A 21,944-nucleotide genomic window follows, 5' to 3' on the forward strand; every position below is an offset into this window, starting at 1 on the left:
CCCGGAGCTGTCTACCCCCACCACCGTCGCTCGCGCAGCACGGCATGGGCGCAGTTGTGCCCCGGCGCGCCAGTAACGCCCCCGCCCGGGTGCGCGCCGGCGCCGCATAGCCACAATCCGGGGAGCGGAGTTCGGTAGCTTCCTGCCCCGAGCGCCGGACGGGCAGCCCACAGCTGGTCGAGGCTCATTCGGCCGTGGAAGATGTCACCCCGCCACAACCCGAACTTAGCTTCGAGCGCACGCGGGGTGTGGACTTGTCGGTGGAGAACCTGTGCCCGGAAGCCGGGAGCTTGTTCCTCGATCGTGGCGAGGACCGCCTCGATCGCCTCTTCTTCGCGCTCCTCCGGCAGGTCGGGATCGACATGCTGGCAAAACAGGCTGGCGACATGCTGCCCCGGCGGGGCGAGACTATCGTCGACCAAGCTCGGAATCAGCATTTCGACGATCGGCGCCTTGCTGAAGCCATGCTCGCTGGCATCGCGCCACGCCCGGTCCATATAGTCGAGGCTCGGCGCGATCACGATCCCGGCCTTGAGGTGGTCATCGCCCGGTGGCGAATGACGGAAACGGGGCAGGCCCGCCAGCGCGAGGTTCATCCTCAATGATCCCGAGCCCCCCGCATAGCCGTCCATCGCCCGGGCGAAATCGGCGGGAATCGCTGCACGCGGCACCAGCCGTTCAAACAACGGCTTGGGCCCCAGGTTGGCGATGACCCGCTTCGCGCGTATCTCTTCGCCGCCTGCCAACCGCACGCCGACGGCTTTGCCATCCTCGATCAAAACGTTCTCAACCGGGGCATCGGTGACGATCTCGCCGCCCGCATCGCGCAGCGCTTCGGCCATCAGGCGGGTGATGGTCCCCATGCCGCCGGGAACATGGCCCCAGGCACCCTTCTTGCCGTTCACCTCGCCGAAGACGTGATGGAGGAGGACGTACGCGCTGCCAAGAGCATCGGGCGAAGCGTAGTTGCCTACGCAGGCGTCGAACCCGAACGCCGCTTTGACCGGCTCGCTCTCGAACCAGCCGTCGAGGACTTCTCGCGCCGAGCGGGTGAACAACGCCAGCACGTCGCGCTGCGCGGCCAGTGGCAGCCGGGCGACCTTGCGCGACTGCATCGCCGCATCGACCAGGCCACGCAGGCCGCCGTCGGCCCGCGGGGGGATCTTTAGCGCGAGGTCACGGAGCACTTCCGCCACCGTCTCGAGCATCGCATAATATGCAGGAAGCGCTGCCGCATCCTTTGCTGAGAACCGCGCGAACTCCGTCTGCGTTGCTTCAAGACCGCCACCGAGAACGAGAAAGTCGCCTTCGAGTGGTAGGAAGTTCGATACCGGCCGCTCGATCACCCGATAGCCCCGTCGATCCAGCCCCATGTCGGCGATCACTTTGGGCTGCAAAAGGCTCACGGTGTAGCTCGCGGTCGAGTTGCGGAAGCCCGGCGCAAATTCCTCGGTCACCGCAGCGCCGCCGACCACCCCCCGCGCCTCGTACAGCCGGACCTTGAGGCCGGCCCGCGCAAGGTAGAACCCGCACACCAGGCCATTATGTCCTGCTCCGATGATGACCGCGTCGAGCATTCGCCCCCCAAACCTGAACTTAGCGCAACACAAACATTAAGCAGGTCGCAATACCATCCCGGCTAGCCATATCGGGCAGCCAAAGGAAAGACGTCATGGGACTCTTCAAGCCCGATCTCTATCGCAACTTCGCCATCGGCTTCCTCGTGGGCGCCGGCCTTGCCGTGTGGCAGGTGGCGCCCCAGCTATCTGCGTTGGCGTGAGGCGCGCCGCCCTCGGTCTTGCGTTGGGGCTGGCGCTGGCCGGGTGTCAGCAACCACTGCTCGCAGCCGAGAAGGCGGTAGCGGCGCCGGCCGCCAAGCGCATCGCCGCCGAGAAACCGGGCCTCAAGACCGCGATCTTCGCCGGCGGATGCTTCTGGGGCGTCGAGGCCGTGTTCAGCCACGTCAAAGGGGTGAAGAGTGCGGTCAGCGGCTACCATGGAGGCACCGCGCGCTCGGCCACTTACGACCTCGTTTCCTCGGGTGTTACCGATCACGCCGAGGCCGTGAAGGTATCTTACGATCCGGCCGTGGTGCGCTACGACCAGTTGCTGCGTGTTTTCTTCTCGGTGGTCGCCGACCCCACGCTGAAGAACCGTCAAGGGCCCGATGTCGGCGCTCAATACCGTGCCGCCCTCGTGCCGATGAGCGAGGAACAGCGTGCCGTCGGCAACGCCTACCTCAAGCAGATGGCGGGCTCAGGCGTGTGGGAGAAACCGATCATCACCGGTCTCGAGCGCGCCCAGGCGTTCTACCCGGCGGAACGCTATCACCAGGACTTCGCGCTCAAGAACCCCAAGCACGGCTACATCCTTCGGTGGGATGCGCCCAAGGTGGCCGCGCTCAAGACGATGTACCCCACGCTCTACAAGGCGGGTTTCACCCCCAACTAGCCGGCACTGGCATCGCGCCGCCAACCGCACTACATCGGGCCCATGGCCGCCCACCACCACCATGAGCATTCGGGCTCCGACCTGGCGCGCGCCGCAGAAGGCGCTTTAATCGCGGCCGGCGAGCAATGGACCGACTTGCGTGCGGATGTGTTCGCCGCACTCGCCACGCACCCTTCGCCCGCTAGCGCCTACGACATCGCGGACGAAGTCTCGGCCAAGCGCGGCAAGCGCATCGCGCCCAATTCTATCTATCGCATCCTCGACTTGTTCGTGACCAACAACCTGGCGATGCGTGTCGAATCGTCGAACGCCTACCTCGCCAATAGCCACCCGGGATGCCTGCACGACTGCATTTTCCTGGTCTGCGACGAATGCGGTGAAGCTACCCATATCGACAACGACGCGGTGTCGAAGACTGTCCGCGGCCTGGCCGAGGCGGCCGACTTCAAGCCGGAACGGCCCGTGATCGAAATCCGCGGCCTTTGCGCGGATTGCCGCTAGGCTAGGTCCTTGGCCATGACTGCGCCGGGCACGGCAACGCCGTCTGGCGCGAGCCGATCGGCCCGCGCGATCACCTGATACCCGCATGCGATGTAGAGTGGCTCACCCGCGGCGGTCGCCATCATCTCGAGCCGAGTAAAGCCTTCGTTGCGCGCCGCCGTTTCGCACGCCTCAAGGATCATCCGCCCGATTCCGCGACGCACATAGGCCGGGTCGGTATACATCGCGCGCACCCGTGCCGGTTCGCCAGCCGGATCGAGCAGGCGGTCGTCGCGCGTGCCAGCCGAATGATCACCACCGTAAAGCGTCGCACGGCGGCTCCAGCCGCCGCACCCAGCCAGTGTATTCATATCCCACACGCACAGGTAAGTGCCATCGGCCACCAGCGTTGTGTCCAGGCCCATGCTCCGCCGGCTGGCCCCGATCTGCGCTTCATCGAGAAACGGCTTCTGCAACTCGGCGATGGCCCGCTCCATCACTGCCGCTATCGCCGGCAGGTCGGCCATCGTGGCCGGTCGAATCGTCAGTTCATCCATCGGTCTCACCTGGCGTTTGCCCCGGCTCGACGTCAACTCATGCGCGACGCCGGTGCATTTCATCGAATGCTCAGCCCCGCCTCACTCGGGTTTCATCGACAGCCGCGTTTCGGGCGTGTAGGGCTCCTGCCATGACTTCGTCCCCCGCGACGCCGCTGCTCGACACTGTCGATACGCCCGCCGACCTCCGCCAGCTTCCGCCCGAACACCTGCGCCAGCTCGCCGACGAGTTACGCGCCGAGATGATCAGTGCCGTGGGTTCGACCGGTGGGCACCTTGGTTCGGGCCTCGGCGTGGTCGAGCTCACGGTGGCCATCCATTACGTTTTCGACACGCCGACCGACAAGCTCGTATGGGACGTCGGCCACCAGGCCTACCCGCACAAGATCCTCACCGGCCGGCGGAATCGCATTCGTACTTTGCGCCAGGGCGGCGGTCTCTCCGGCTTCACCAAGCGCAGCGAGAGCGAATACGATCCCTTCGGCGCGGCGCATTCATCGACTTCGATCAGCGCGGCGCTCGGGTTCGCGATGGCCAACAAGCTGCAATCGCAACCGGGCCGAGGAATAGCCGTAATCGGCGACGGCGCGATGAGCGCGGGGATGGCCTATGAGGCAATGAACAATGCCGAACAGGCAGGCAGCCGGCTGGTCGTGATCCTGAACGACAACGACATGTCGATCGCGCCGCCGGTCGGCGGTCTCTCGGCGTACCTCGCGCGGATGGTTTCATCGAGCGAGTATTTGGGTCTCCGGAACCTCGCCAAGAGGCTGACGGCGAAGATCAGCCGCCGGCTGAACCACGGGCTGGAGAAAGCCGAGGAATTCACCCGCGGCATGGTCACCGGCGGGACACTGTTCGAGGAGCTGGGGTTCTACTACGTCGGCCCGATCGACGGGCACAACCTCGATCATTTGATCCCCGTGCTCGAAAACGTGCGCGACAGCGAGCAGGGGCCGATTCTGGTCCACGTCGTGACGCAGAAGGGCAAGGGCTACGCTCCTGCCGAGAACAGTGCCGACAAGTACCACGGGGTACAGAAGTTCGACGTCATCACCGGCGAGCAGAAGAAGAGCGCAGGTGGCCCCCCGGCCTACCAGAACGTCTTCGGCGACACGCTCGCCAAGCTTGCCGAGAGCGATCCCCGGATCGTGGCGATAACCGCCGCGATGCCGAGCGGCACGGGCGTCGACCGCTTCGCCAAGGCGCACCCCGAGCGAAGTTTCGACGTCGGAATCGCCGAGCAGCATGCGGTGACCTTTGCCGCCGGCCTCGCCGCGCAAGGCATGCGGCCGTTCTGCGCGATCTACTCCACCTTCCTCCAGCGGGCGTTCGACCAGGTCGTGCACGACGTGGCGATCCAGAACCTTCCGGTTCGCTTCGCGATCGACCGCGCGGGGCTGGTCGGGGCCGACGGTTGCACCCATGCCGGCTCGTTCGACGTGACTTATCTCGCGACCCTGCCCAACATGGTGGTGATGGCGGCGGCCGACGAGGCGGAGCTGGTCCACATGACCTACACCGCCGCGTGCCACGACAGCGGCCCGATCGCCTTTCGCTACCCGCGCGGCAACGGCACCGGCGTCGCCCTGCCCGAGAAGCCGGAACGGCTGGAGATCGGCAAAGGACGCGTGGTGCGCGAGGGCACCAAAGTCGCGCTCCTTTCGCTGGGCACGCGCCTCGCCGAAGCGCTCAAGGCAGCCGACGCGCTCGAGGCGAAGGGCCTCAGCACGACTGTCGCCGATCTGCGTTTCGCCAAGCCACTCGATACCGCGCTGATCGACCGCCTTATGCGTGATCACGAGGTCGTCGTGACAATCGAGGAAGCGGCGATAGGGGGGCTCGGCGCCCACGTGCTCACCCATGCCAGCGACGAGGGTCTGCTCGACGGCGGCCTCAAGATTCGCACGATGCGCCTGCCCGACGTTTTCCAGGACCATGACGATCCGGCCAAGCAGTACGACGAGGCCGGCCTCAATGCGCCGAGCATCGTCGATACCGTGCTCAAGGCTTTGCGTCACAACAGTGCCGGCGTGGAAGAAGCGCGGGCCTAACTCAGCCAGCGCCACGCTCCCGCGGTTATGCCGGCCGCCGGGATGTGCAGCCAGGTCAGCGCCAGCCAAAGCGCCAGGGCGACTAGCCACAACACGGCGCCCGCTCCGAGCAGTCGCCGCCAGCGCGGCCAGTAGCTCGTCTGTGCTTCCCAATGGGTCCAGCCATCGCCCAGCAGAGCCTCCTTCTTGCTATCCTGCAGGCGGGCGCCGACGAGGGCGAGAATGAGGATGGATGCGGCGACTATGACCGTGCGCCAGCTCCACCAGAGGATAAGGTGGCTGAGCGCCCAAAGCGCGAAACCCCACATCATCGGGTGTCGCGTGACCGCGAAAACGCCGTCCGCGGCTCGTTTGATTTCACTGGGCTGGTGTGGATCGGGGAAGGCCGGATTGCCGCGCAGCGAGCCCAGAAACAATACCAGCGCCGGCAGTGTCATCACCGTCGCGACGATCCAGCCAATCTCGCCCGAGCCGGGGAGGTCTGCCGGCGGCGCGGACCGGAACGCCAGGATCATCCAGCCGAGCGTGACGAAGGCGACCAGCGAGTAGAGCGGCAGGAAGCCCTTTTCTCCGATGCGCGACACGAGTGGCGCCCGCAGCGGATGCGAGAGCGCGAAGTGAGTGACCACAAACGCGAGCGAAGCGGCGGAAAGTTCGGCGAGCGGATCCATCGAGCGGGTTCCCATGTGAACGGCGTCAACATGGGTAGCGGATGGCAACCGGATTGCAAGCGGCTACTCGGCGCGCTCCCCGATGTCGATCAGCCGGACGGTGAACAGCAGCGTCGCCCCGCCGGGGATCGGGCCCTTGCCCTTCATCCCGTAAGCGAGCGGCGCAGGGGCCGCGATCTCGATCGTGTCGCCGACGCCCATGCGCGGGATCGCCATTTGCCAGGCCGGGATGAGGCGACCGAGCGGGAAGGTCGCCGGCTCTCCTCCTTCCGAGGTGTCGAACACGCTGCCGCCGACGAAGCTGCCGGTGTAATGGACCGTGACGATGTCATCGGGATTGGGGTGGACACCGCTGCCGTCGCCCGCGGTACGCCGCCACAATAGCCCGCCTTCGAGGCCCTGCCATCCCGGTTGCGCCGCGCGCTCGGCGAGCGCCGCTTGTTGGGCGCTGACCCAGGCCATATCCTGGCTGCGGTCCGGCGGCCCGTCGGCGCCTTGCGCCAGCGCTGCAGCGCCGACGATAAGGGCGGCTCCGAGCGCGATCGTCGCGCCGCCCTCCCCGGCCCAACGAAGCCTCACCAGTCGTACGCCTTGGGCAGGTCGGATTCGTCGAGGTCGCGATACCGGTCGCCAAGACGCTTCTGGTGGCCGGTTCGCGGCTGCTCCACACCGTCGATGAAAACGCGCTCCGGCACGGTCGACACTTCGAGCGGGTCACCGTCCCAGATCACAACGTCGCCCGCCGCGCCGGGGGCCAGCACGCCCATGCGGCCGCCGTATCCCGAAATCTCCGCCGGTATCGACGAAATCGCGGCGAATGCCTCGCCCCATGTCAGGCCCGTTGCCCCCGGCACGCGCGTCAGTGCGACGAGGTTACCGGCAAATTGCGGCAGATTGCGCGGCTGCGCACCACCGGTGTCGGTCATGCGGCCGAGCGCGACCTTCACTCCGGCGCGGACCATCCTGCCCACATTGCTTTGGGTGGCGGCCAGTTGTTCGAAGCTTTCAGGCAAGTCGTCGAGCGGGTCGGCTATCACTGGGACGCCGGCGGCCGCGATGTCGGCCGCCACCCGCCATCCTTCGCTCGCCCCGACCAAGACCAGTTTGAGACGCGGAAACTCCTGACGCAGGCCTAGCACTGCGCGGATGTCCGATGCCCGTTCGACGATCACGTAGAGCGGCTGCGCCCCGTTCACCACCGGCACTAGCGCGGCGGCATCGAAGCGGGTGAGGAGCACATCGTCTCCGCGATCGGCATCGGTGTCGATGAGGCGCGTGTCGATCGGGATGTCGTCGCCCGTCGAGACGGTTGCGGGTCGTCCTCCGCCCGGAATCACGGCACCCCTCGCGCCGTACTGGCGGGCTTCGCGCAACGCATTGCGCACCACCGCGTGCGCGCTCGTGCGGCTACCGCCGGCCAGCTGCGCCCCGCGTTCGCCTAGCGTCACGAGCTGAAAAGCGCGCGGTCGAATGATCATTTGCCCGTCGGCGCCGAGATCGACCACCGCCCCCTGGCCGCCGAAAATGGATCCTGACGGTGAGGGGAACACGGTCGCGCGGGTTACGCCGCCTTCACGCGACACCGCGACGTCCTGCGCGGAAGGATTGAGCGCCGGGGCAACATCGAGCGCGGCCCCGAAGGGCGACTGGCTCGCGCCCGTGTCGTTCGACTCCGAGACGCCCGAGGCGTCGAGCAGGCCGAGGTCGCTCATCGCAGCGAAGACCCCGGGAGTGACCCACTTGCCCGCGCCGTCGATCGCCGGGACGCCTGCGGGCACGGCTACACCACGCCCGGCGGCGACCACTTTGCCGCCGCGAATGACCACGGTTGCACCCTCCACCGGGTCGCTGCCGTCGCCCGTCGCCACCGTTGCGTTGACGATCGCGACGTCCTGCGCGGCGAGCGGCCCGCAGAGCACCGCGAGCGCAGCGCCGATCAAAAGCCGCGCCCTCATTTCACGTCTCCTTCGCCCGGCTGGCCGAGCTCGAAGTCGCTCACTGGCCGGCGCTTGGGATCGTTTGCGTCGTACATCAGCGCGCCGTCGATCCACACTTTCTCGGGCCGCGAATAGACTGACAGGGGATCGCCGTTCCACAGGACGACGTCGGCCATCTTGCCCGACGCCAGGCTCCCGGTTTTGTCGGCAATTCCCATTGCGGTGGCGGGGTTGAGCGTCAGCCAGCGGATAATCTCGGCATCGGGAATGTCGATGCCAGCGCGGCGCCCGGCCGCCTGCGCCTTGGCGGCCTCCTGGTTCAGACGCTGGATACCATTCTGGTCGTCCGAGTGGATCACTACACAAGCGCCGGCGTTGTGCAGGTAGGCGCCGTTCTCTGGGATGCCGTCGTAGCTTTCCATCTTGAAGCCGTACCAGTCGGCCCAGATCGCGGAGCACACACCGTTCGCCCGCAGCAGGTCGGCGATCTTGTAGCTCTCGACCGCGTGATGAAAGGCGGTGACCTCGTAGCCCATCTCCTTCGCCATATCGAGGACGAGGGCCATCTCGTCGGCACGGTAGCAGTGGTTCTGGATCAGAATCTCGCCATCAAGCACGCCGGCCAGGGTCTCCTTGGCAAGGTCGCGGCCCTTGCGACCGTCGGCGATCCATTTCTTGGCATCCAGCCAGGTCTGCCGGTTGACGGCCAGATTGCCCATGCGGGTCGAAGGCATACGCCCCTTGCCGCCGTAAACGCGCTTGGGATTCTCGCCGCAGGCCATTTTCATGCTGTAGGGCGCCCCCGGGAACTTCATCCCCTGCATCGTGCGCGCCGGGACGTTCTTCAGCGTCACCGCACGGCCGCCCATCAGGTTTGCGGAACCCGGCAGAATCTGGAGCGAGGTGATTCCGCCATTGGCGAGTGCCCGGCTGAACCCCGGGTCCTGAGGCCAGACCGAATGTTCGGCCCAGACTTCCGGCGTCGTCGGATCGGTCGCTTCGTTGCCGTCCGAGTGCGCCGCCACGGACGGCGTGGGGTAGTCTCCGAGGTGCGAGTGGATGTCGATGATCCCAGGGGTGACGAATTTGCCGGTCCCGTCGATACGAACGTATCCTGCCGGGATTACCAGGTCGGCGCTGCCGACGCCGACTACCTTACCGTCCTCAAAGAGCACCGTACCGCGGTCGATCCGTCCTCCGGCCCCGTCGTAGACAGTGGCTCCGACGAGCGCGGTCGGCGTGCCCGGGTATGCCCGGTAAGTAGACGGGTAGGGGTTCTTCTCGATCGCGGCGCTGGCGCTGTCGGCCTCGCGGTCGCTCTCATTGGTGGTGGCGCAAGCGGACAGCGCAAACGCTCCCGCCGCAACGAATAGGTTGGCTAGCTTCATTGAGCCCTCGTGGTGAGGGGCGCAGACCGGTCGGTCTGCGCCCCTGTCATCCGAAATCTACTGTGGGCGAGTGGCGGGATTCACGTCGGCCTGGGGTTCATCGCCCGGGCCCGGAGGATCGGTCGCCGGATGCATGCCGGCAACTTGGTTGTCGAGGCCTGCCTGGCGCTGGCCTTCGAGATCGTCACCCGGATCGCGATCCTCGAGGGTGTCGAGGTGCATCCACTTCTTCACGATCGGGCTCAGCAGCAACACCACCACCGCCGCGCCAATGGCGATCCAGCCGAACATCTCGTAGATGTCGAGCAGGCCCTGCTTGTCCATTTCGCCATCATGGCCGCCGGTCGCCTCGCCGATCTTGCCGGCCACGAAGTTGCCGACGGCGGTCATGTAGAACCATGCGCCCATGATCAGGCTGGCGAGAAAGCTAGGCGCGAGCCGGTTCATTGCGCTCAGCCCCACCGGAGAGAGGCACAGTTCGCCAGTGGTCGCCAGCAAGTAATAAAGGAACACAAAGATCACCGGCGTCATCGCCGCGACCCCAAACGCCTCGGCGCCCCACACGAGAATGAGGTTGGCGAGGCCCATCTGAGCCAGAGCGAGGCCGAACTTGGCCGGCGCGGAAGGCTCCAGGTTCCGTCGCCCGAGCGCAACCCATAGACCCGCGAACAGTGGGGCGAGCAGGATGATGTAGATCGGGTTGATCGACTGGAAGATCGAAGCCGGTACCCCGGCACGGTCCACGAACCGATCGGTGAACAGGTTCATCGAACCGCCTGCCTGCTCGAACAGGCCCCAGAACAGCGGATTGAGCGCGATCAGGAACAGGATCGCGAACATGCGCTCGCGGGGTTCTTTAGGCAGCTTGAAGCTTTCATAGAGGACGTAAAGCAGCAGCGCGACGCCCGAGATCGCCAGCAGCGTGCCGACGACATCCTGGTATTGCACCAGCGCCCAGCAGATCGCCACCGCCGCGAAACCGATGCCGTAGAGCAGGTATTCCTTGCCCTTGGCGAGCGCGGCCGGCGCTTCGCCGGCACCGCGCAGCGCGCTCTTGCCGAGCACGAACACGATGAGGCCGGCGAGCATGCCGATGCCGGCCAGGCCGAAGCCGTAACCCCAGCCGATCGTCTGGCCCAGGTAGCCGACGAGGATCGTGCCGACCGCCGCGCCGAGATTGATGCCCATGTAGAAGATCGTGTAAGCGCCGTCGCGGCGGATGTCGGTGAGCTTGTAGAGCTGGCCGACCATCACCGAGATGTTCGCCTTCAGGAAGCCCGAACCGACGATGATGAAGGCGAGCGCCAGCCAGAAGACGTTGATCGTCGGGTCGTCCTGCCCACCCACACCTTCGACCGCCATCAGGCTGTGGCCGGCGGCGAGCAGCAGCCCGCCGAACAGCACGGCCTTGCGCTGGCCCAAGTAACGGTCGGCGAGATAGCCGCCGAGCACCGGGGTGATGTACACCAGCGAGGTATAGGCGCCGTAGATCAGGGTCGACTTGCTGTCGTTGAACAGCCAGTGCTGTGTCAGGTAGAAAATCAGCAGCGCGCGCATGCCGTAGTAGGAAAAGCGCTCCCACATCTCGGCGAAGAACAGCATGTAGAGGCCCTTGGGGTGCCCGGCGAACTCGGGCTCCTTCTGGATGGCGATCTTGGCCCCGACCGTCAGGAAGATGGCCAGGACCACAACCGCGATTGCCGCGATCCAATCCCCTTCCTGCCACAATGCCATGTCCTTCATGCGAACCTACCCTCTTTCTAGCGGCCTCTGGCGGGCCGGAAACGGCGCGCACCCTAGCGTCGCATACGCGCATGTGAAGCAATTGTTTCAGCGGTAACTGCTCTCGGCGGGCACGGGCCGGAACTTGACGCGCCGCGCTGTATTATGTCACTGAGGCACTTGGTTAGGAATTCCGATGACTCAGCAGAGCCGCCCTGTCTATCTCCGCCTGCGCGACCTCATCGCCGCGGCGATTATCGAGGGGCGTTATCGCGAAGGGGAAATGCTGCCATCGGTGCGAGCTTTTGCCGCCGAGCAGGGCGCCAATCCGCTTACTGTCGCCAAGGCCTATCAGCAGTTCCAGAGCGACGGCCTGGTCGAAGTTCAGCGCGGCGTCGGCATGTATGTCGCCGCCGGCGCCTCGGATCGTTTGCGGCGGGTCGAGCGCGCCCGGTTCGTCGACGAGGAGTGGCCCGAGATTGCGGCGCGGATCGAACGCCTCGGGATCGATCCCGCGGAACTGCTGGAACGCGCCTGACTGGCGGCCAAGCACGACTTCTCGGCGAAATCAGGTCCATTACGGACGTTGCGCTTTGGCGTGCTCTCTGGCAGTCTTTCCTCGGACAACGGGTTGGTCGCGCTCGGTGGGGGGGCAAGGTCGCTCGGGAGAAAATAAGTGATTAGATCCGAACTGCTGCAGGCGATCGCGAAGGAGAACCCCGATTTGCGGGCCGACGAGGTCGAGCAGGTGGTGGACATCTTCTTTGACGAGATCGGGAAGCGCCTCGCAGAAGGTGGCAGGGTTGAACTTCGCGGCTTTGGGGCCTTTTCCACGCGCGATCGCGGGGCGCGCAAGGGACGCAACCCGCGCACTGGCGAGAGCGTGGAAGTACCGGCCAAGAAAGTGCCCTACTTCAAACCGGGCAAGGAAATGCGCCGCATGCTCAACGACGATTGAGCGCGCTTCACCCTTATCGCAAAATTGCTAGGCCACGCCGCCCGCGCTAGGGCGCCCAATATTGCGGGTGTGGCGGAATGGTAGACGCCGGGGACTTAAAATCCCCTGAGCTTTGCTCGTGCGGGTTCGAGTCCCGCCACCCGCACCAAGCTCGCGAACCCACCGTGATGGTGAATTCCGCCTGCACCTCCTCCACTAACCCCGTATTTACCCCTATCCGTCTAGTTCCCTGGTTTCGACCGATTACCAGCTAGAGATGCTCCACGGCCAGGTGCCGTCGTCATTGGGGTGCACGAATGGAGCAGGGGCGTATCGAATTGCCACGCGAGGCCGCAGGAGAATTGTGCGAGGACCGCGCAGCGCCCCGCTTCACCTTGCTCATCCGTGCTGCCAAGCTGATCGCTCCGGCAGGACAGTTCGTCGTCGTCATCCGGGACGTATCCGAGAAGGGAATCAGCCTGCGTGGGTTCCACGCCCTGCCCGGCGAGGCGCCGCTCGCGCTCGAGTTGCGGACCGGCGAACGGCATCGGCTTGAGAAGATTTGGGAGCGCGGCGGCGAGGCTGGCTTCCAGTTCGTGGACCCAGTCGACATCGTGCGCCTGATCGCCGAGGCAGGACGATTCCCCAAGCGCCAGTTGCGGCTCGACATCGAGTTCCCGGTCGAAGTTGTCTTGCTGGGTCGCCGAGTCCTCGGCGAAGTGGTCAACATCTCGCAGCAGGGCGCGCGCATCAACTGCAGTGAACGGCTGGCGATCGCCCAGCCCTTGCGGATCATGTCCGACATTTTTCCGGAGGTTCGCGCGCGGGTGCGCTGGCGCAAGGACGGCCAATACGGCGTCGCGTTTGACGATACCTTCGGCCTCGGCCAGCTCGCCGAGTTTGCCTGCGCCGCGCAGAGCCCGGAACTCCTGGCCGAACAGGTGCGGGCGGCCGGTCGGCATCGCTGACGAATTGGGCAGCGCCGTTTACTTCCCGGTAACCAATTTCCTTCATTCCCCGGTCAATTCGATTGGGGGGCCATAATGAGCAGCAATTCCAAGGAGATTTCGGTCGACGTCGCGATTATCGGCGCCGGCCCGGCGGGCCTCACGGCCGGTTACCTGTTGACGAAGGCCGGCAAGACCGTCGCGATCATCGAGAAAGATGCGACTTACGTCGGCGGCATCAGCCGGACGGTCGAGCACGAAGGCTACCGCTTCGACATCGGTGGACACCGCTTTTTTTCAAAGAGCCAGCAGGTCGTGGACCTGTGGAACGAGATCCTTCCCGACGACTTCATCCAGCGCCCGCGGATGAGCCGCATCTACTATGAGGGGAAGTTCTACAGCTACCCGCTGCGTGCGTTTGAAGCGCTTCATAACCTTGGAATCATTCGCTCAACCGCATGCATGGCGAGCTTTGTCTGGTCGCAGCTGTTTCCAATCAAGGAAATCAAGAGCTTCGAGGACTGGACCAGCAACCAGTTCGGCAAGAAGCTCTACTCGATCTTTTTCAAGACCTATACCGAGAAGGTGTGGGGCATGCCCTGCAATGAAATGAGTGCCGACTGGGCGGCCCAACGCATCAAGGGACTTTCCCTGTGGGGGGCTGTCACCGACGGGCTCAAGCGCAGCCTTGGCCTCAACAAGCGCCCGAACGACGGGCAGGAAGTCAAGACGCTGCTCGAAACCTTCCGCTACCCGCGGCTGGGCCCCGGCATGATGTGGGATGCCGCACGCGACAAGATCGTCGCCACCGGCCTTGGCCAGGTCCTGAGGGGCCACGGAATGAAACAACTCGCCGCCGCGGGCGACGGATGGCGCCTGTCAGCGGAGGGGCCGCATGGCGAGGTAGTCATCAACGCAGCGCATGCGATCAGCAGCGCGCCGATGCGCGAACTGGCCGCCCGCATGCATCCGCTGCCGGACACCACGCTCAACGCCAGCGAACTCAAGTACCGCGACTTCCTGACCGTGGCGCTCAAGATCAAGTCGGAGGACCTGTTCCCCGACAACTGGATCTACATCCACGACAGCAAGGTCAAGGTCGGCCGTGTGCAGAACTTCCGCTCGTGGAGCCCGGAGATGGTGCCGGATCCGAGTGTGGCATGCGTCGGTCTCGAATACTTCTGCTTCGAAGGTGACGGGCTGTGGTCCATGGCCGACAACGACCTGATCGAACTGGCGGCGAAGGAAATGAAGATCCTCGGCCTGCTCGATCCCAAGGATGTGGTCGGCGGCGCGGTGGTGCGCCAGGAAAAGGCCTATCCCGTCTATGACGAGGATTACGCTGCCAACGTCGCGGCGATGCGCTTCGAGCTTGAGGAGAAGCACCCGACGCTGCATCTCGTGGGGCGCAACGGCATGCACCGCTACAACAACCAGGATCACGCGATGATGACCGCGATGCTGACAGTGGAGAATATCCTCGCCGGCGAGCGGGTCTATGACACCTGGTGCGTCAACGAGGACGCCGAGTATCACGAGGCGGGCGACGAAGGTGCCGAGAAGGCCATCCCCGCTCGCGAGACGACCCTCCAGCCGACACCCGACCAGGCTGCGGCTCTAGCCTCGGTCCGAGACGTGCCCGAGCGCATCAAGCAGGGCCGCAAGGCGGCCTGAACCATCGTGGGCCGCTACGGAAACCGTTGGTCAATCCTTAACCAGATTGGCCGACAACCGGCGCGGTCCGTCGGTGCCACACGGATTGCGGGGGTCACGCAATGATTGCCAGGCTTATCAGGATCACCGACCTGCGTGTCGTCCGCTACGGGCTTGCCAGCGTCGGCGCTCTGGCGGTCGATCTCGGCAGCTTCCTTGCCCTGCTTGCGCTGGGTGCGCCCGCGGCAGCTTCGTCCGCGATTGGCTACGGGCTCGGCATCGCAGCGCACTGGCTGCTCTCGAGCCGGGCGGTTTTCGCCGATACGGTCGCCCAGCGCGGTCCCGAGCGCACCAAGCAAAAAGCGCTGTTCGTGGGCTCGGCGATGATCGGGCTTTCGCTTACTACCGGGATCGTCGGCCTCGCCGACTTCAGCGGCATCGACCCGCGCATCGGCAAGCTTGCGGCTATCGCGGTCAGCTTCGCCGTTACATGGATGCTGCGGAACGAGGTCGTGTTCCGCGGCGCGGGCACCCCATGACACTGTTGGTGGAGCGGCGGCGCCCGGCCTTTACGCCGGACCTGCTGCTGCGCGTCGCCCTTGCCTGGGCGATGATCTGCGGGCTGCTTCTCGTCACCAATCTGTCTGCGATCCTCGCTTTCCAATTCCCCGATCCCGACGACACCTTACGTCTGATCCAGGTGCGCGACCTGCTCGCGGGCCAGGGCTGGTTCGATCTCGCACAGCACCGTGTCGACGCGCCCAATGGCGGCGTCGAGATGCACTGGTCGCGCCTCGTCGATCTTCCGCTGGCCGCGGTCATCCTCTCACTCAGGGGCATGATCGGCCAGGGCGCGGCGGAGACGGTCGCGCTGATCGGGGTTCCCCTGATCACGTTCGGCCTCGCACTATTGCTCGCCGGGCGCATCGCCTGGCGGCTGGTCGGTGACGAGGCCGCCGGATTCGCGTGCCTCGCGATGGCTCTCTCGGTCCCGGTAATCGAGCAGCTGCGCCCCATGCGCATCGACCACCATGGCTGGCAGATCGTCTGCGCCCTGGCGGTGATGAACGCACTCATGGCCCGCCGCCCGTGGATCGGTGCCTGGGCTGCCGGGCTCGGCCTGGCGATCTGGCTGTCCATCTCTATCGAGGGCCTGCCCCTTGCGGCGGCCATCTGCGGGGTCGCCGCACTTCGCTGGCTGCGCGACCGCCACGAATGCGCCTGGTTCGTGGGGACAATGCAAGGTCTGGCGGTCGGCTCACTGGCACTTTTCGCGGCCACCCGCGGGTTCTCGAGCCTTGGCCAGTACTGCGATGCAATCAGCCCCGCTCACCTCGGCGCCTTCGTAGTGGGGGCGATCTCCGCCACCGGCCTTGCCAAGCTTGAGCCGCTTCCACGCTTCGCGCAGATTTCCGGGCTTGCCCTCGTGGCGGCGCTCGGCGCGACAGTGCTTCAAACATTCGCGCCGGCCTGCAGCGCCGGTGCCTTCGCGGCCCTCGACCCGCTCGTCGACCAGTTCTGGTACCAAGCCGTCGGCGAGGGCCTGCCAGTGTGGCAGCAACCGCTCGACACCGCCCTGCAAGTTGTCATCCCACCCCTCGTAGCCCTTGCGGCCTCGGTCCGCCTCGCCGGGCGAAGCGGCGGCTGGCTGCGCCGCTGGTGGGAGGACTACACGCTGATCTTGCTCGCCGCCTTCCTCATCTCGCTATTCATCGTGCGCGCAGGTGCGGTCGCCGGAGCCCTGGCGGCGGTGCCGCTGGGCTGGCAGGTTCGCGAATGGCTGCGCTCGGCTCGGACGATGCGCCGGCCAGGCAAGCGAGTGCTGGCAATGGCGGGCATGGCGCTCGCCCTGTTGCCGGCGATGCCGCTCACCCTGTTGGCGCTTGCCCGCCCGGCGCAAGCCGCGGTAGGTGAGCCGGCCACCCAGCGGGTCTCGCAATGCGATATCGATTCCGCGGCGGCCGTGTTCGACAAGCTGCCCAAGGGCGAAATCCTCGCGCCGCTTGATATCGGCCCGCAGCTCATCTTCGCGACCGACCACACCGTAATCGCGACCGGCCACCACCGCGGGGCCGAAGCAATGCGCGCCAACATCGCCACGTTCCTTGGCGCGCCCGACGAAGCTCGCGGCATCCTCTCAGCGCGTGGCACAAGTTACGTTGCCATCTGCCCCGACCTCGCCGAGCCCCAACGCTATGCCGCGGTGGCACCGAGCGGGCTGATGGCCGACCTGCTCGACGGGCGAGCACCTGCGTGGCTCGAGCCGGTATCGGTCAGCGGGGACGGCAGCCTCGAAGTCTGGCGCATACGACGCTGATCGTCACCGGTCGGCGCCATATGTCGCCGGTCGAACCTCCATTTGCCCTCTTCCCTCGCGAGGTCTATGGCGCCTGACGCGCGCTTGCGTGCAGTGACCTACGCGTGTAACACACTCGCGGGCCGCCTAAGGACCTACGATGAATTACGAGACCACCGTCATAGCCGACGCAGACGGCGATTCGACCTTGATCATCGACGAAACCGTCGCGCCCCGACGGCGCAAGTGGGCCATTTGGGCGATACTTGGCGCCATCGCCGTCATCGCGGCGGTCTACTTCATGACGCGGGGCGAGGAAGAGGTGCCTTTCGGGCCGCCGGAAGCCGGCCAGGTGCCGACCGTCAGCGTTATCGCCCCGGGGCGCACGAACATCGAAGGCGCGATCGAGGCGACCGGCACGCTCGCCGCGCGTCGCGAGCTACCGGTCGGGTCGGTCGGCGAAGGTGGCCGGGTCGTCTCGGTGCCCGTCGACGAAGGCGACTGGGTCCGCCAAGGCCAGGTCCTCGTGTCGATCGACCGCTCGGTCCAGAACCAGCAGATCGCCGGAGCCAATGCCCAAATTGGGGTCGCCCAGGCCGACCTCAATCTGGCCCAGGCGAATCTCGATCGCGCCCTGAAGCTCGTCAGCCGTGGTTTCATCTCGAAGGCGGACGTCGACCGGCTCACTGCCACCCGCGACGCGGCGCGTGCGCGGGTTAACGTCGCCCGCGCCACCGTGGGCGAACTGCAGGCCCGCACCGCGCGACTCAACATCTACGCCCCTGCCTCGGGCCTCATCCTCACTCGGTCGGTGGAGCCGGGGCAGACTGTCGCCGGCGGCGGCAGCCCGCTGTTCACCATCGCCCAAGGCGGAGAGATGGAGCTGAAGGCGCGGCTGAGCGAGGAGGATCTCGCCAACGTGCGGGTGGGTGCAATCGCAACCGTCACGCCGGTCAGCAGCGAGAAGACCTTCTCCGGCTCGATCTGGCAGATCAGCCCGACCATCGATCCGCAGAGCCGCCAGGGCGAAGCGCGCATCGCGCTCGCTTACGCGCCGGAACTGCGGCCGGGCGGGTTCGCCTCGGCAACGCTGGGCAGCGGCGCCCTGGTAGCGCCCGTTCTTCCGGAGAGCGCGATCCAGTCCGACGAGAAGGGCAGCTTCGTCTACATTGTGGACCGCCAGAACAAGGTCCTGCGGCGCGCGGTCGAAACCGGCATCGTGACCGCGCAGGGCATCGCCGTGACCAAGGGCCTCGACGGCAGCGAGCGCGTGGTGCTTCGCGCCGGCGGCTTCCTCAATCCGGGTGACAAGGTCAAGCCGGTCAAGGCCGCGCAATAAGGCCGGCCTGCGCGATGAACTTCCGCAACATCTCCGCCTGGTCGATCCGCAACCCGATCGTGCCCCTGGTGCTTTTCTTCGGCTTCGTGCTCGCGGGGCTGATGAGCTTCTCGGGCATGAAGGTGCAGGACAACCCGGACATCGAGTTCCCGATGGTGATCGTCCAGATCTCGCAGCCGGGGGCCGCACCGACCGAGATCGAGAACCAGATCACCCAGCGCATCGAGGCCGCGATCCAGGGCGTGGAGGGGGTCGAGAACCTCAATTCGACCGCCAGCGAGGGTTCCTCGCAGACGATGGTGGAGTTCGAGATCGGCACCGACATCAGCCAGGCGGTCAACGAGGTGAAGGCCGCCGTCGACCAGGCGCGCGGCGAGTTGCCCGAAGGCATTCTCGAGCCGCAGGTATTCCGCGCTCAGACATCGTCCGAGCCGATCGGCTACTTCGCGGTCAGCGCGCCCGACATGACGATCGAGCAGCTGTCGTACTTCATCGACGACACGGTGGCCAAGCGGCTGCTCGGCATCCCCGGCATGGCCGAAGTTGGCCGCGGCGGCGGGGTTAACCGCGAGATCGTCGTCACCATCGATCCGGCACGCATGCAATCGCTCGGCGTCACGGCCAGCCAGATCAACGCCACGCTGCGTCAGGTGAACGTGGACGCCGCCGGCGGCATCGCCGAGATCGCCGGCTCGCGCCAGTCGGTCCGCGTGCTCGGCAATGCCGACACCGCCTACGACCTCAGCCAGGCACAGATCGCCATTCCCGGCGGGCGGACGATCAAGCTGACCGACGTCGCCACCGTGCGCGATGCGTTCGGCGAGGTTCGCTCCATGGGCAAGATCGACGGGCGCGAAGTGGTAACCTTCTCGATCACCCGCGCGCGCGGCGAGTCCGACGTGTCGGTCTACGATGCGACCCTCGAGGAACTGGGCAAGCTCGAGAATGAAAACCCGGGGATCAAGTTCACCCGGCTGTTCACCTCGGTCGATTACACCAAGGCGCAGTACGACAGCTCGATGGCCGCGATGATCGAGGGCGCGGTCCTGGCAATCGTCGTAGTGTTCTTCTTCCTTCGCGATTGGCGCGCGACGATGGTCGCCGCGCTCGCGATCCCCCTCTCCGCGATCCCGACCTTCTGGTTCATGGATCTGATGGGCTTCACGCTCAACACGCTCTCGCTGCTCGCGCTGGGTCTCGTCGCGGGCGTGCTGGTCGACGACGCGATCGTCGAGATCGAGAACATCGTCAGACATATGCGAATGGGCAAATCCGCCTATCAGGCGTCGATCGACGCGGCGGACGAGATCGGCCTTGCGGTCGTTGCGACCACGTTCTCGATCGTCGCGGTGTTCCTCCCGGTCGGACTGATGCCCGGTGTATCCGGCCAGTTCTTCAAGAATTTCGGCCTCACCGTCGTGGTCTCGGTGCTGATGAGCCTCGCCGTGGCGCGCATGATTACGCCGATGGTCGCGGCCTATTTCCTCAAGGCCAAGGGCCACGCCGAACACGCTTCGGGCCCGTGGATGGACCGCTACCTGAACCTGCTCCACTGGACGCTCGACCGCTCGTCGATGGACGCCATTCGGGCCGGGCGCGACAAGCCGAGGCTGCGGCTGTTCTATCCGCTCTACGCCGTGCTCTTCTCGCTGCTGCTCGTGATTATCCCGGCGGCGGCATTCTTCGCCGTGACGATGACGCTCGGCAGCATGCAGATTGCCGAGACGTTCTCGTCCGCGATCGACAGCGACCCAACCGCGATCGCGGCACAGGCGGCGTTGACCATTGCCCGTTTGCTGATCCTCACAGTGGCGCTCGTGGCCGGGTTCCTCGCGCTGCTGCTCACGGTCAAGCTGGGCCACTGGCTCTCGCGCCCGTTCGGCCGGACATTCGCCGACTGGTTCACCTACTTCGCCGCGCGTCTGCGCGATCATCGCATGTGGATGGTCGGCACCGGCTTTGCGGCGCTCCTGCTGACCGTGGCGGCCGCGATGATGCTGCCGACCCAGTTCTTCCCGACCTTCAACGGCGACTTCAGTCGGGTGCGGATCGAGATGGTGCCGGGAACGACACTCGAACAGACCGAGCGCGTTGCGGCCCAGGTCGCGGATATATTCGAGGGCCGGCCGGAGGTGCTCGCCGCGCTTCAGCGCGTCAACGAGGGCAACGCCCGCCTCTTCATCACGCTCAAGACCGATCGCGAAAAGTCCGCGCAGGAGTTCGAGCGCGAGATTACGCCGCTGCTCCAGCAGATTCCCGATGCCCGCGTCACCTTCCAGAGCGATCAAGGCGGTGGGGGCGGCACCGGCCGGCCCATTTCTGTGATGCTGTCCGGCTCGAACCCCGAGGGTCTCTACGACGCGGCGACCGAACTCGCTCGGCAAATGCAGGGCGTCAAGGGCGTGGTGGCCCCGCGGATCGAGGCCGACCTGCGGCGGCCCGAGATCATCATCACCCCGCGCACCGACCTCGCGGCGACGCTGGGCGTCACCACCGCCGCCCTCAGCCAGACAATCCGTATCGCCACCCTGGGTGACATCGACCAGAACGCGGCCAAGTTCTCGCTGTCCGACCGCCAAGTGCCCATCCGGGTACGCCTTTCGCCCGATGCCCGGCGCGAGATGTCGACCATTCGCAACCTCCCCGTGCCCACGGCAAGCGGCGGCTCGGTGCCGCTGTCGCGGGTGGCCGAGATCGGCTTCGGTTCAGGTCCGACGAGCATCCAGCGCTACAACCAGGCGCGGCGCGTGTTCGTGGGCGCGGACCTCGCCCCCGGTATCGCGCAAGGCGATGCCATGCAGGCGATCCAGCAACTCCCGATCATGCAGAACCTGCCCGCCGGCGTCTCGAACGCGCCGTTCGGCGAGCAACAGTGGCAGGCCGAGATGCTGGTCAGCTTCCAGAACGCGCTGCTCGCCGGTGTGCTGCTGGTCTTCGCGGTGCTGGTGCTGCTTTACCACCGGTTCATCTCGCCGCTGGTGAACATGGCCTCGCTGTTCCTCGCGCCGCTCGGCGGCATGCTCGGCCTCCTCCTGTTCAATCAGCCGCTCTCGATGCCGGTATTCATCGGCGTGCTGATGCTGTTCGGAATCGTCGCCAAGAACTCGATCCTTCTGATCGACTTCGCGATCGAAGAGATTGCCGCGGGCGTCGACAAGTTCGAAGCGGTCATCGATGCCGGCCGCAAGCGCGCCCAGCCGATCGTCATGACCACCGTGGCGATGACGGCGGGCATGATCCCCACTGCACTGTCGCTGTCGGGCGACGCGGCTTTCCGCGCGCCGATGGGCATCGTGGTGATCGGCGGCCTCATTCTCTCGACGCTGCTCACGCTGCTCATCGTCCCGGCGGGTTTCAGTCTCGCCGACGGGCTCGAGAAGCGGCTGGGCCCATGGCTGCGCAAGCGGATGCTCAGCTACAAACCCGGTGACGAGGGAGCACCGATCGCGCGCCGGCCCGAGAGCCTGCCCGCCGAGTGAGCGGCGAAACCCCGCATCCCCTCGCGCGTTTCC

Annotated in this window: 18 protein-coding genes and 1 tRNA gene; 12 read left to right on the forward strand and 7 right to left on the reverse strand. The window is 65.9% G+C overall.

Annotated features, from left to right (window positions below; genetic code table 11):
* Positions 1-11 precede the first annotated feature (11 nt).
* The gene (locus ACWPM1_RS00555) at positions 12-1,577 is read right to left on the reverse strand and encodes a phytoene desaturase family protein (protein ID WP_455692904.1); all 1,566 of its coding nucleotides are present in this window, start codon (positions 1,575-1,577) and stop codon (positions 12-14) included.
* Positions 1,578-1,776: 199 nt separating this feature from the next.
* Here ACWPM1_RS00555 and msrA point away from each other — a divergent pair, with 199 nt between their 5' ends.
* Positions 1,777-2,451 carry a peptide-methionine (S)-S-oxide reductase MsrA gene (gene msrA, locus ACWPM1_RS00560; protein ID WP_455692905.1) on the forward strand — a complete coding sequence of 225 codons (675 nt, stop codon included), beginning with the start codon at positions 1,777-1,779 and terminating at the stop codon, positions 2,449-2,451.
* Positions 2,452-2,493: 42 nt separating this feature from the next.
* Complete coding sequence (locus ACWPM1_RS00565; protein WP_455692906.1) at positions 2,494-2,952, forward strand: Fur family transcriptional regulator; 459 nt, start codon at positions 2,494-2,496, stop codon at positions 2,950-2,952.
* On the opposite strand, the gene ACWPM1_RS00570 is transcribed toward ACWPM1_RS00565, so the two are convergent.
* Positions 2,949-3,488, reverse strand: a complete 540-nt coding sequence (locus ACWPM1_RS00570; protein WP_455692907.1) for a GNAT family N-acetyltransferase — start codon at positions 3,486-3,488, stop codon at positions 2,949-2,951. The genes ACWPM1_RS00565 and ACWPM1_RS00570 overlap by 4 nt on opposite strands.
* A 131-nt stretch (positions 3,489-3,619) precedes the next feature.
* Between ACWPM1_RS00570 and dxs the strand changes: the two genes are divergently transcribed.
* Entirely contained in the window at positions 3,620-5,542 is a 1,923-nt protein-coding gene (gene dxs / locus ACWPM1_RS00575; protein WP_455692908.1) for a 1-deoxy-D-xylulose-5-phosphate synthase, read from the forward strand.
* Here the strand turns inward: dxs and ACWPM1_RS00580 are convergent.
* The 5 genes from ACWPM1_RS00580 to ACWPM1_RS00600 are packed head-to-tail and all read right to left on the reverse strand — an operon-like array spanning position 5,539 to position 11,281.
* Positions 5,539-6,228 carry an NnrU family protein gene (locus tag ACWPM1_RS00580; RefSeq protein WP_455692909.1) on the reverse strand — a complete coding sequence of 230 codons (690 nt, stop codon included), beginning with the start codon at positions 6,226-6,228 and terminating at the stop codon, positions 5,539-5,541. The two genes, dxs and ACWPM1_RS00580, sit on opposite strands and share 4 nt — an antisense overlap.
* Before the next feature lie 48 nt (positions 6,229-6,276).
* Positions 6,277-6,792, reverse strand: a complete 516-nt coding sequence (locus ACWPM1_RS00585; protein ID WP_455692910.1) for an FKBP-type peptidyl-prolyl cis-trans isomerase — start codon at positions 6,790-6,792, stop codon at positions 6,277-6,279.
* Positions 6,789-8,168 carry an amidohydrolase family protein gene (locus tag ACWPM1_RS00590; RefSeq protein ID WP_455692911.1) on the reverse strand — a complete coding sequence of 460 codons (1,380 nt, stop codon included), beginning with the start codon at positions 8,166-8,168 and terminating at the stop codon, positions 6,789-6,791. Before ACWPM1_RS00590 ends, ACWPM1_RS00585 begins: the two co-directional genes overlap by 4 nt.
* Positions 8,165-9,538 (reverse strand): amidohydrolase, encoded by a 1,374-nt coding sequence (locus tag ACWPM1_RS00595; protein WP_455692912.1) that lies wholly within the window; start codon positions 9,536-9,538, stop codon positions 8,165-8,167. The genes ACWPM1_RS00590 and ACWPM1_RS00595 overlap by 4 nt, the downstream gene beginning before the upstream one ends.
* A 57-nt stretch (positions 9,539-9,595) precedes the next feature.
* On the reverse strand, positions 9,596-11,281 hold the full coding sequence (locus ACWPM1_RS00600; protein WP_455692913.1) for a peptide MFS transporter: 1,686 nt from the start codon (positions 11,279-11,281) through the stop codon (positions 9,596-9,598).
* Positions 11,282-11,456: 175 nt separating this feature from the next.
* Here ACWPM1_RS00600 and ACWPM1_RS00605 point away from each other — a divergent pair, with 175 nt between their 5' ends.
* From ACWPM1_RS00605 to ACWPM1_RS00645, 9 genes are all read left to right on the forward strand, one after another.
* Positions 11,457-11,798, forward strand: coding sequence for a GntR family transcriptional regulator (locus ACWPM1_RS00605; RefSeq protein WP_455692914.1), 342 nt, complete (start codon positions 11,457-11,459; stop codon positions 11,796-11,798).
* A gap of 138 nt (positions 11,799-11,936) precedes the next feature.
* On the forward strand, positions 11,937-12,218 hold the full coding sequence (locus ACWPM1_RS00610; RefSeq protein WP_455692915.1) for an integration host factor subunit beta: 282 nt from the start codon (positions 11,937-11,939) through the stop codon (positions 12,216-12,218).
* 63 nt (positions 12,219-12,281) lie between these two features.
* Positions 12,282-12,366 (forward strand) — tRNA-Leu (locus ACWPM1_RS00615).
* Between the two features lie 148 nt (positions 12,367-12,514).
* Complete coding sequence (locus ACWPM1_RS00620; RefSeq protein ID WP_455692916.1) at positions 12,515-13,165, forward strand: PilZ domain-containing protein; 651 nt, start codon at positions 12,515-12,517, stop codon at positions 13,163-13,165.
* Positions 13,166-13,240: 75 nt separating this feature from the next.
* Positions 13,241-14,818, forward strand: coding sequence for an NAD(P)/FAD-dependent oxidoreductase (locus tag ACWPM1_RS00625; protein ID WP_455692917.1), 1,578 nt, complete (start codon positions 13,241-13,243; stop codon positions 14,816-14,818).
* Between the two features lie 101 nt (positions 14,819-14,919).
* Complete coding sequence (locus ACWPM1_RS00630; RefSeq protein WP_455692918.1) at positions 14,920-15,336, forward strand: GtrA family protein; 417 nt, start codon at positions 14,920-14,922, stop codon at positions 15,334-15,336.
* A complete protein-coding gene (locus ACWPM1_RS00635) occupies positions 15,333-17,114 on the forward strand; it encodes a hypothetical protein (protein ID WP_455692919.1) in 1,782 nt (593 codons plus the stop codon). The genes ACWPM1_RS00630 and ACWPM1_RS00635 overlap by 4 nt, the downstream gene beginning before the upstream one ends.
* A gap of 139 nt (positions 17,115-17,253) precedes the next feature.
* Complete coding sequence (locus tag ACWPM1_RS00640; RefSeq protein ID WP_455692920.1) at positions 17,254-18,432, forward strand: efflux RND transporter periplasmic adaptor subunit; 1,179 nt, start codon at positions 17,254-17,256, stop codon at positions 18,430-18,432.
* A gap of 14 nt (positions 18,433-18,446) precedes the next feature.
* Positions 18,447-21,911: an efflux RND transporter permease subunit gene (locus tag ACWPM1_RS00645; protein ID WP_455692921.1), complete on the forward strand. Its 3,465-nt coding sequence runs from the start codon at positions 18,447-18,449 to the stop codon at positions 21,909-21,911.
* Positions 21,912-21,944 lie beyond the last annotated feature (33 nt).

This window comes from Tsuneonella sp. HG249 (assembly GCF_053819205.1).